Origin of the sequence: Streptomyces mexicanus (assembly GCF_902506575.1) — a bacterium.
Lineage (GTDB): Bacteria > Actinomycetota > Actinomycetes > Streptomycetales > Streptomycetaceae > Streptomyces > Streptomyces mexicanus.
This window is the reverse complement of record NZ_LR732544.1, coordinates 765,245-776,230: the sequence shown is the minus strand read 5'-3', so window position 1 is coordinate 776,230 and position 10,986 is coordinate 765,245. Positions and strand designations below refer to the sequence as shown.

The 10,986-nt window shown below is 72.8% G+C and carries 6 protein-coding genes; 5 read left to right on the top strand and 1 reads right to left on the bottom strand.

All coding sequences use genetic code 11. From position 1 onward, the window contains the following. Positions 1-186: 186 nt before the first annotated feature. The 3 genes from GV126_RS03570 (at position 187) to GV126_RS03560 (ending at position 4,904) form a co-directional block, all read left to right on the top strand. Positions 187-1,194 carry a sugar phosphate isomerase/epimerase family protein gene (locus GV126_RS03570; protein WP_159662585.1) on the top strand — a complete coding sequence of 336 codons (1,008 nt, stop codon included), beginning with the start codon at positions 187-189 and terminating at the stop codon, positions 1,192-1,194. A gap of 409 nt (positions 1,195-1,603) precedes the next feature. After that, entirely contained in the window at positions 1,604-2,764 is a 1,161-nt protein-coding gene (locus tag GV126_RS03565; protein WP_159662584.1) for a S1 family peptidase, read from the top strand. Positions 2,765-2,996: 232 nt separating this feature from the next. Beyond that, positions 2,997-4,904, top strand: coding sequence for a pectate lyase-like domain-containing protein (locus GV126_RS03560; protein ID WP_237331154.1), 1,908 nt, complete (start codon positions 2,997-2,999; stop codon positions 4,902-4,904). Positions 4,905-5,258: 354 nt separating this feature from the next. Here GV126_RS03560 and GV126_RS03555 read toward each other — a convergent pair whose 3' ends face one another. Next, positions 5,259-6,173 (bottom strand): YceI family protein, encoded by a 915-nt coding sequence (locus GV126_RS03555; RefSeq protein ID WP_159662582.1) that lies wholly within the window; start codon positions 6,171-6,173, stop codon positions 5,259-5,261. Positions 6,174-6,828: 655 nt separating this feature from the next. On the opposite strand from GV126_RS03555, the gene GV126_RS37100 reads away from it, so the two are divergent. Continuing rightward, entirely contained in the window at positions 6,829-8,502 is a 1,674-nt protein-coding gene (locus tag GV126_RS37100) for a competence protein CoiA family protein (RefSeq protein WP_159662580.1), read from the top strand. 381 nt (positions 8,503-8,883) lie between these two features. Continuing rightward, positions 8,884-10,938 (top strand): elongation factor G, encoded by a 2,055-nt coding sequence (fusA, locus tag GV126_RS03545; protein ID WP_236569860.1) that lies wholly within the window; start codon positions 8,884-8,886, stop codon positions 10,936-10,938. Positions 10,939-10,986: the final 48 nt, after the last annotated feature.

The window sequence follows — 10,986 nt, the reverse complement described above, 5'->3', positions numbered from 1 at the left end:
GCCCCCTGCTGCTGTGCTCCCGCCCCGGCGAGGCACGCGACCACTACGACGCCACCGAGGTCAAGGACCTGCTGCTGCGCCTGGCCGGGCTCACCCCGGAGGCGTCTGCGACCCCCTGACCGCCCCGCGACCGCCCCGACCGACGAACCGAGCGACGAACCGAGCGACGAACCACCGGAGGAAGAGATGCCACGCCCGATCACCCTGTTCACCGGCCAGTGGGCCGACATGCCCTTCGAGGAGGTGTGCCGGCTGGCGGCGAAGTGGGGGTACGACGGGTTGGAGATCGCCTGCTGGGGCGACCACTTCGAGGTCGACAAGGCCCTGGCCGACGACGACTACATCCCGCGCCGCCGCGCCCTGCTGGAGAAGTACCACCTGCGGTGCTGGACGCTCTCCTGTCACCTGACGGGCCAGGCCGTCTGCGACCACCCCATCGACGAACGCCACCGGGGCATCCTGCCCGCCCGCATCTGGGGCGACGGCGAACCGGAGGGCGTACGGCAGCGTGCCGCGCAGGAGATCAAGGACACCGCGCGGGCCGCCGCCGCGTTCGGGGTGGACACCGTGGTCGGTTTCACCGGTTCGTCCATCTGGCACACCGTGGCGATGTTCCCGCCGGTGCCGCCGGAGATGATCGAGCGCGGCTACGCGGACTTCGCCGAGCGGTGGAACCCCATCCTCGACGTCTTCGACGAGGTCGGCGTGCGCTTCGCCCACGAGGTCCACCCCTCGGAGATCGCCTACGACTACTGGTCGACCGTGCGCACCCTGGAGGCGATTGGACACCGGGAGGCGTTCGGGCTCAACTTCGACCCGTCCCACTTCGTCTGGCAGGACCTGGACCCGGTCGGCTTCCTGTGGGACTTCAAGGACCGCATCTACCACGTGGACTGCAAGGAATCGGTCAAGCGGTTCAACGGGCGCAACGGCCGCCTCGGTTCCCACCTGCCGTGGGGCGACCCACGCCGCGGCTGGGACTTCGTCTCGACCGGGCACGGGGACGTCCCCTGGGAGGCATGCTTCCGCATGCTCAACTCGATCGGGTACGACGGCCCCATCTCGGTGGAGTGGGAGGACGCCGGCATGGACCGCCTGGTCGGCGCCCCGGACGCTTTGAAGTTCATTCGCGCACTCACCGCGATCGAGCCGTCCGCCCAGTCCTTCGACGCAGCGTTCAGCTCCGGCGACTGACCGGGTGCTCAGCCGCGTACACGGCCGGGGCGGCGGGCACGAAGGGCGAGCCGTCCGTACGCGGCCGGCGTGTCACCGGTTCGTTTCCCGTAGGCGTGGCGCCTGCGGAGGATCGCCTCCATCCGGAGCTGCCGGCGCCTTGACCACTGTGCGACGTCGCCGGACGTGACCTCGCCGATGTCGCACCGGCGCAGCCGGAGCACGGGATCAGGCGCATCCCTGAGCGGGACGGACGCTTCTGCCGGCCGGGGAGGCCCGTTATTGGCATGGACCTGACCGTCCGCCGTCGCTACCCTCTCCAGTGCACCTCCTGTGAGAGCGCTCTCACCTCGCATGCCCTTCCGCTCCACCCCCCACCGTCCCGGGGGCGGCACGCCCTCGGTGACCGGAACGACGAAAGGCAACGCTCATGAGACGCACGACAGTTCTGCGCGCCGGCCTGTCGGCGGCGCTGCTGCTGGCCTCCGCCGTCGCGGGCCTGAGCACCGGCCACGCCGCGGCCGCCACCCCCGCCGACTCCTCTGCGGCCGTCGAGGCCCCGGCGGCCGAGGGCCTGGTCTCCGCCCTCCAGCGCGACCTGCACCTCACGAAGTCCCAGGCCACCGCCCGCCTCGCACAGGAGGCGTCCGCGCGCACGGTCGAGAAGGCGGCGCGTGAGGCGGCCGGTGCCGCATACGGCGGTTCGTGGTTCGACGCCGGGCGCGGCACGCTCGTCGTCGCCCTCACCGACGACCGGCGTCGCGGGGCCGTCGAGGCCACGGGTGCCGAGGTGGTACCGGCACACCACACCGAACGGCAGCTGAACGCCACCAAGGCGGCACTGGACGCACTGCGCGCCCCCAAGGGCATCAGCGACTGGTACGTCGATCCGCGAGCCGGCTCGGTCGTCGTCACCGTGGTCGCGGCGCACCAGCAGGACAACGATGTCAAGCGCTTCCTGGCCGACGCGCGAAAGGCCGGCCCGGTGACCGTCCGCGAGACACCCCAGGTGCCGCGCACCTTCGCCGCCGGCACGGTCGGCGGAGACCCGTACTACACGGGCAACGTCCGCTGCTCCATCGGCTTCTCCGTGTACGGCGGCTTCGTCACCGCCGGGCATTGCGGGCAGCCGGGGATGGGGGTCAGCGGCTGGGACGGCTCCTACATCGGCACCTTCCAGGGCTCCTCGTTCCCCGACAACGACTACGCCTGGGTCAGCGTGGGCAGCGGCTGGTGGACCGTACCGGTCGTGCTCGGCTGGGGCACCGTCTCCGACCAGTTGGTGCGCGGTTCGGCCGAGGCGCCGATCGGCGCGTCGATCTGCCGCTCGGGTTCGACTTCGCACTGGCACTGCGGCACCGTCCTGGCCAAGAACGAGACCGTCAACTACAGCCAGGGCGCGGTGCACGAGATGACGAAGACCAACGTGTGCGCCGAACCGGGCGACTCGGGCGGCTCGTTCATCAGCGGCGACCAGGCCCAGGGTGTCACCTCCGGTGGCTGGGGCAACTGCAGCTCCGGCGGCGAGACGTGGTTCCAGCCGGTCAACGAGATCCTGAACCGGTACGGGTTGACGCTGCACACGGCCTGAGGCGCCCGCACGTCTGCGCGGGATGCCTCCCCTCCCGACGTGACGCGCCCTGTCGTACCGCCGCACTTGGTCCGGTACGGCAGGGACGCGTCCCAGGTGTGTCGGCGAGATCCGTCACCGCGGGGACCGCCGCCTGCTCCCCGTGCGACGGACGCCCCCGCACGCCGCGCGGCAACCCGGCGTGGGGTGCGCGTCGTTATTGGTGCAGACCTATTGACGCTGCATACCGGCGATGATTCACTCCGTGCCTGAGAGCGCTCTCTCGCGGTTGGGGACCAGCCGCGGTCCCGATTGCCCACCACGTCCAGGGAGAGCCGTGTCCGTGATTCCCTCTCGCCGTGCCCTGCTCCGCGGGGCGGCGGCCGCTGCCGCAGCGGTGCCGCTGGCCGGCACCACCGCAGGATCCGCCTTCGCGTCGTCCCCCGCCGCCGGCGCGGGCGGCCACGGCGCCGGCGGCCACGGGACGGCCGGCCTGGGGCCGAACGTCCTGGTCTTCGACCCGTCGATGGGTGACGCGGCGATCCAGGCGCAGATCGACGCCGTGTTCGCCGTCCAGGAGTCCAACCAGTTCGGCACCGAGCGGTACGCCCTGGCGTTCAAGCCGGGCACGTACAACGTCGAGATCAACGTCGGCTTCTACACCCACGTCCTGGGGCTCGGCAGCAGCCCGGAGGACGTCGTGATCAACGGCCATGTGACCGTCGACGCCCAGTGGTTCGACGGCAACGGCACCCAGGACTTCTGGCGGGCCGCCGAGAACCTGACCATCGTGCCGCCGGACGGGCTGGAGCGCTGGGCCGTCGCCCAGGCCGGCCCGATGCGTCGCGTCCACGTCAAGGGCGACATGATCCTCATGCCCAGCCCGCCCGGCAACGGCTGGTCCAGCGGCGGCTTCCTGGCCGACAGCGTGGTGGACGGCCGGATCGACTCGGGTTCGCAGCAGCAGTGGTTGTCGCGCAACGACACCATCGGCAGCTGGACCGGCGCCAACTGGAACATGGTCTTCGTCGGCGTCCAGGGCGCGCCCGCCACGTCCTTCCCGACCCCGCCCTACACGACCGTCGACCGCACGCCGGTGATCCGGGAGAAGCCGTTCCTGACCGTGGACCGCCGCGGGGCCTACCACGTCTTCGTGCCCGCGCTGCGCCGCGACAGCACCGGCACCTCCTGGGCCGGCGGGCCGGCCGCCGGCCACAGCATCCCGCTGACCGAGTTCCACGTCGCCCGGCCGGGCGACTCCGCCGCGAGCATCAACGCCGCGCTCGCCCGCGGCAAGCACCTCCTGCTCACCCCGGGCATCTACCCCCTGTCCGCACCGCTGCGGATCACCCGGCCCGGCACCGTCGTGCTCGGCCTCGGCCTGGCCACCCTCCAGGCCGTCAAGGGCAACTCACTCATCGAGGTCGCCGACGTCGACGACGTCTCCGTGGCCGGCGTGATCCTCGAGGCCGCCTCCGCCCGCTCCCGCGTGCTGCTGCGCGTCGGCGACGGCCGCACCCGCAGGAGCCACGCGCACCGGCCCACCGCGCTCTTCGACGTCTTCCCGCGCATCGGCGGCGCCGTCCCCGGCGGCACCGACGTCAGCATCCGGATCGACAGCAACGACGTGATCGTCGACCACGTCTGGGCCTGGCGCGCCGACCACGGCCTCGACGGCACGGTCGGCTGGTCGGTCAACCCCGCGGGCGTCGGCTTCCTCGTCGACGGCGACCGGGTCACCGCCTATGGCCTGTTCGTCGAGCACCACCAGAACTACGAGGTGCTCTGGAACGGCAACCACGGCCGCACCTACTTCTTCCAGAACGAGCACCCCTACGACGTCCCGACGCAGTCGGCCTGGAGACACGGCGACACCAACGGCTTCGCCGCCTACAAGGTGGGCGACCACGTCACCGAGCACCACGCGTGGGGCCTGGGCAGCTACGCCTACTTCAACCTCGACGCCGACATCTACACCGACCGCGCCTACGAGGTCCCCGACACCCCGGGCGTCGTCTTCACCTCGCTGATGACCGTCTGCCTCAACGGCGCGGGCGGCGGCGGCATCCTGCACTGCATCAACGACACGGGCGACCCCGTCGAGAACGGCTTCGGCACCTACTCCATGAAGTCCTACTCGAACGGTGTCGGCACGGTCTGACCTGTCCCACACGCGGTGACCCTCACCCCGTGCACTCTGCCCGCACCGTCTCGCCGGGTCCGCCGTCCGCGCGGGGAATCCGGCCCCGGCGGTCGGTCAGGGCACCGACGTGCAGGGGGCGCCCGCCGTCGCGCGGGTCGCGCTCTCCGAGGCGGGGCGGGGGGCGTGTGCCGCGGGTGCCGGTGACCGCGATCCGGACGGTGCGGGCGGCCGAGGCCGCGGTGAGGAGGACGGGGAGGCCGCGTCCCCGGGACGAGGCGGCAGGGGCCACCGGCTGGGGCGGAACCCGCCTTCCGAACAGCCGGGGGCCGCTCCCTGCGCCCTCGCCGAGACGTGCGAGGGCCGGCCTGTCGCCTACTCCGGGGGCGTCGGGGTGTCAGGGGTGCGGTACATCGCCTGCACGTCCAGCTCCAGCTGCACGGTCGGCCCGACGACCGCGATGCCGCGGGCCAGCATGGAACGCCAGTTGAGGGTGAAGTCCTCGCGGTGCAGCTCCGTCTTCGCCAGTGCGGCGCAGCGCAGTTCCTGCCCGTAACCGCCGTTGACGGTACCGAGATACGTCGTGTCCAGGCCCACGGAGCGGCTGGTGCCGTGCATGGTGAGCGTCCCGTGCAGCGTCCACTTCTGGCCGCCGTGGTAGACGAACCGGGTGCTGGTGAAGTCGATGTACGGGTAGCGCTCGACGTCGAGGAAGTCCGCGGACCGCAGGTGGTTGTCGCGGGTCTTGTTGCCGGTGTTGATGCTGGAGGCGTCGATGCGCACCGACACCTGGGAGTCCGCCATGTCCGGTGCGATGCGGATGCCGCCGTCGAAGCGGGTGAAGCGGCCGTGGACGTGGGCCATGCCCACGTGCTTGGCGATGAACCGGATCGCGGTGTGCGGCGGGTCGAACAACCAGGTGCCGGGGGAGGGCAGTTCCAGCTGACGGGCGGGCAGCAGCGCGATCCGCTCCGGCGGGAGGGCGACTCCGGCGGTGATGTCGACGTTCTTGCGGGCGGGCGTCAGTCCCTCTGCCGTGGCCATCACGCTGTAGGAGCCCGGTGGCAGCGTCGCCACGAACAGACCGTACGGGTCGGTGGTGCCGCGGGCGATGACACGGTGGCTGTCGAGCGCGGTCACCGTGATCTCGGCGCCGCCCATGGGCTGCCCCATGGGGTCGACGACTTCGCAGCGGTAGGCGCCCGCGCCGGCCGGCAGCGATGCCGCAAAGCCTGACGCGCCGGCGGAAGCGCTGCGGGAACGCCGACGTCGGAGCAGTCCGATGCCCATGCTGTTCACCCTTCTTCGCACGTGCCAGTCCGCGAGGCCCGCACCGTTGCCGGCGTGAGCGATCGCCAGGGTCCACCCGGGACTGGTTGCAGACGCGATGAGATCAATTTTTCAACGATCATAGAGCAGGCTGTGCGAACCGCCGTTCACCCGAAGTGCCGTGCGGCAAACCGCCGCGACGCGTCCGACACCGTGAAATGCCGTGTTGCCGGGCCGAGACGCGTCTTGCGGGTCCGGAACTTTGCAGCACTGCTGTGGCGAACGCCACGCGGCTGCCACGCGAAGCCGCGCGGTGTTCACGTGTCGCTCGACGTTCCCTCACGCGACCCGCACATGCCGCGCGCCGCAGCTTCCGCTTCGGGGCGACCGCACGCCCCGGCGAGCCCCACCTGTCCGGCGCGGCTCGCCACCGGCCACCGAACAACTCGGCGCGCGGGTCGCCCCGTTATGGCCACGGGCCTGCTGCTCGCAAGCCGGCCCCCTGCGTCGTCGTGTCACTGACGCCGACGCGCGGTGCCGGGGGCCGGACCGCATGCGCGCCAGGTGAGGGCTGTGTGATGATCAGGTGCGCAGCACTCCGGCGCGCGTACGGCGCCCTGCCGTGGCGACGCGCCGGCTGCGGCCCGTGCACAGCAGTTCACCCCGGAGTCCGATCATGCCCTTTTCCGCCGAGGAGACGGACACCCGCAAGGTGCAGACGGCGGTGGCGGGATCCCCCGGCGCCGACCACCCGGTGTACCTGCCCATGGACGCGGCCGCCTTCGACCGCTTCATCCGGGCCTACCCCGCCCGCGAGTTCTACTGCGGGACACTCCTCGGCGGCTGCGGCAGAAGGCTGTCGGCCCGCAAGTACCGCGACAAGAAGTGTCACTTCGCCCATGTCGTATCGGGGCAGTGCCGGCGCGTCGCGACGAACGAGGCCAGCGCGGACCATCTCTACATCGGCAGGGCGCTCGCCGGCTGGCTGAAGCAGCAGAAGTACCGGAACGTGCAGGTGCGCTACAGGCAGCGCGGACACGACCTGCGCGAGGTGGTCGACGTCCTGTACACCCGCGCCGGGAGCCCGCTGCGCCACCTGGTGCGCGTCCAGCTGGCCAGGGCCTCCAAGGCCGAATGGGAGCGCGCCGACACCGATCTGCGCGGCCAGTGGGTCGAGGTGCACTGGCTGTTCGGCCCCGACAGCATGGTCGCCAACTGGCAGATGGACAGGCAGGGATACGCCGTGCGCGTTCGGTGCCGGCCGCTCGGCGTGACCCGCCTCGTGGAGGTCGGCGTACAGGTCCCGGACCGTCCCGTCGCCTGGGTGCCGCTGTCGGAGTGCCGCATGACCGGCCACGGCATGCTCGTGCCCGGGTTGCGTCCCACTCCGGCCGGCCTGGTCCCGCACGACCGGCAGGCGCCCGTGCCGACCGCGGAGGCTCCACGGCGCCCGGCGGACGTTCCCCGCCCGGCGGGCCGCCCCGCGCCGACGCCGCCCGGGAACAGCGAGGCGGAACGGGTCACGGCCCCGCCCGCGGGCAGCGAGGCGGCACCGGTCGCAGCCCCGCCGGTCGTCCGGCCGGACCAGAAGCCGCGTGCGCCGCACACCGCCCCGCCCCCGGCACCCCGGTCCTGCAGGCGACCCGCTCCCGAGGGCTCCGGCGACGTGCCGCCGGCAGGACCGCTGCCGTCGGTCCTCCTGCCGGAGCAGGTCCGAGCGCAGCAGGACAGGGAGACCACCGAACGACTGCTCCTGCTCCTCGACCGCCTCGACGACATCGGGGACGAACTCCACCTGGACCAGGTGCACACCGCCCTCCGCGAGATCGCATCCTGCGTCCGAGCCCTGTGGCGCCCCCCGGCCGCCGCCGTGAGCCGGCGGATCGACGCATGGCGCGCCCATGTCTCCGCCCTGACCGCTCGCCCCACCTTTCGCCAGATATGCGCCCACGCGGACCGGCTGCGCTGGACGCTGGGCACGGCCGCCCGCACGGCCCGTCCGCTGACCTGGCGGGAGCTCGGGACACGCCTCGACGAACGGCTGCCCGCGCTCCACCCGGACGACAAGGTCGCCGTACTCGTCGAAGTCGACCGGGCCACCTGCACCGACAGACCGCTGCTGTCGGCACTGATCGCCGCCCCCGGCAACCGGGTCCATCCGCTGTACGCCCGGGTCCTGGACCACCCGGACCGGCCGGTGCCTCCGCCCGGATGCGCACAGACCTCCTGGGAAGCGGACCTGCGCCGCCACAGGCGCCTGCACGTCGGCCCGGACAGGGAGTTCGTCGTCACCGCTCGGCCCGGGCGGTCGCACGGAAAATCCGGTGCCCGGCGCCTCGCCGTTCCCTAGACTCGCCCCGTACCGCGCGCCTTGCGGCGCCCCCTGAGATCCCCGGAAGGAGCCGGCCATGCGTGAGCACACCGCACACGTCGGCTCCCTGTCACGGTTTCAGGTGATCCTGGTGTCTTCGCACCTCCGGTGCCCGCTGCGCGGCCGGCACCGGAGGTCCGTGCCGGGGGCCTGACCCGGGCCGACCGGGCTTCGCTTCCCGTTCCGTCGCACACCCGCGGTCGGCTGCCTCGCCGCACACCCGCGGACTGTTGTGCCGACACACACCCGCGGACTGTTGTCCCGTCGCACACCCGCCGTCCGCCGACGGGCGACCGGGCGAGCCCTCGCACGGCAATCGCGCTGCCCTTTTTCCCGCATCGCCAAGAAAGGCCACGCGCCGTGCGTATCCACCGTACCCACCCGGACCACCCCGTCGCCGCCGTCCGCAACCTCGGCATCCTCGCCCACGTGGACGCCGGCAAGACCACCGTCACCGAGCGGATCCTGTACGCCACCGGCGCCACCCACAAGCGGGGCGAGGTGCACGACGGCACGACCGTCACCGACTTCGACCCGCAGGAGCGGGAGCGGGGGATCACCATTTCCTCGGCCGCCGTCAGCTGCGACTGGGACGGGCACCGGATCAACCTCATCGACACACCCGGACACGTCGACTTCGCCGACGAGGTCGAGCGGTCGCTGCGGGTGCTGGACGGGGCGGTCGCCGTGTTCGACGCCGTCGCCGGGGTGGAACCGCAGAGCGAGTCCGTGTGGCGGCAGGCCGACCGGTACGGGGTGCCGCGGATCGCGTTCGTCAACAAGATGGACCGGGCGGGCGCGGACCTCGACACCGCCGTGGCCTCCCTCCGGGAACGCCTGCACCCCTGCCCGCTGGTCGTGCAGATGCCCATCGGCGCGGAGAGCGGCTTTCGCGGGGTCGTGGACCTGGTCCGCATGCGCGGCCTGGTGTGGAGCGACGGCGGCGACCTCTTGGTCCGCGACGTACCCGGCGAACTGCGGGAGGAGGCCCGGTACCGGCGGCACGCCCTGGAGGAGGCCGTGGCCGAGCGGCATCCGGCCGCGCTGGAGGAGTTCTGCGCGCGACAGACGCTCGGCACCGCCACCCTCCGGTCGGCGCTGCGCGACCTGACCCGCACCGGTGACGGTGTCGTCGTGCTGTGCGGCTCCGCCTACCGCACCCGCGGGATCGAGCCGCTGCTGGACGCCGTCGTCGACTGGCTGCCCTCGCCGCTCGACGTGCCCGCCGTACGGGGCACCCGCGGTGAGGAGGAGGTGGAGCGCCCGGCCGATCCGGCCGGCCCGTTCGCCGCGCTCGCCTTCAAGGTGCACGCCACCCCCACCGGGCGGCTCACCTGCCTGCGGGTGTACTCGGGAACCGTCGAGAAGGGGGACACCGTGTGGAACGCCACCGCGCGGCGCACCGAGCGGATCGGGCGGATCCTGCGCGTGCAGGCCGACCGGCACACGCCGCTGGACCGGGCGCACGCCGGGGACATCGTCGCCGTGGTCGGGCTGAAGTCCGCCCGCGCCGGCACCACCCTGTGCGACCGTGACGCCCCGCTCGTCCTCGAACCGCCCGGCGTCGCCGAACCGGTCGTCTCCGTGGCCGTCGAGGCCCGCAGGAGCGCCGACACCGACCGGCTGGCCGGTGCGCTGGCCCGGCTCACCGAGGAGGATCCCTCGCTGGCCGTGCGCACCGACCCCGAGACCGGGCAGACGGTGCTGTCCGGCAGGGGCGAGCTGCACCTGGAGGTGGCGGTGGAGAAGCTGCGCCGGGCGCACGGGATCGAGGTCGGGGTCGGCCGGCCCCGGGTGGCACTGCGGGAGACCGTCGTGCGCGGGGTGTCGCAGTGCGTGTACCGGCACGTCAAACAGGACGGCGGGGCGGGGCAGTTCGCGCACGTCGTGCTGGACGTCGAGCCCGCCGACGGCGAGGGTTTCTCCTTCCGGTCGGTCGTCGTCGGCGGACGGGTGCCCCAGGAGTACGTGCGTGCCGTCGAGGCCGGGGGCCGGGAAGCCCTCGCCGACGGGCCGCTCGGCGGCCATCCGGGGACCGGGCTGCGGGTCACCCTGACCGACGGCGCCACGCATGTGAAGGACTCCTCGGAGGCGGCCTTCCGCACCGCGGGGCGGCTGGGGCTCCGGCAGGCTCTGCGCGGCTGCGCGATGCGGCTGCTGGAGCCGGTCGCGGAGGTGACGGTGACCGTGCCCGAGGAGAGCCTGGGCGGTGTCCTCGGTGACCTGGCCGCGCGGCGCGGCCGGGTCACCGGGCAGGTCACGCGGGCCGGTACGGCGGTCGTCAGCGCGACCGTGCCGCTGGCCGAGCTGTTCGGCTACGCCACCCGGCTGCGCGGCCGCACCCAGGGCCGGGGCACGTTCAGCAGCCGGCCCGCGGGATACGCCCCCGCGCCGGTCGCGGCCCCGGCCGGATAGCCGGCCGCCGGGTGTGTTCCCTCTCCGGAGCAGGGGAGGGAACACACC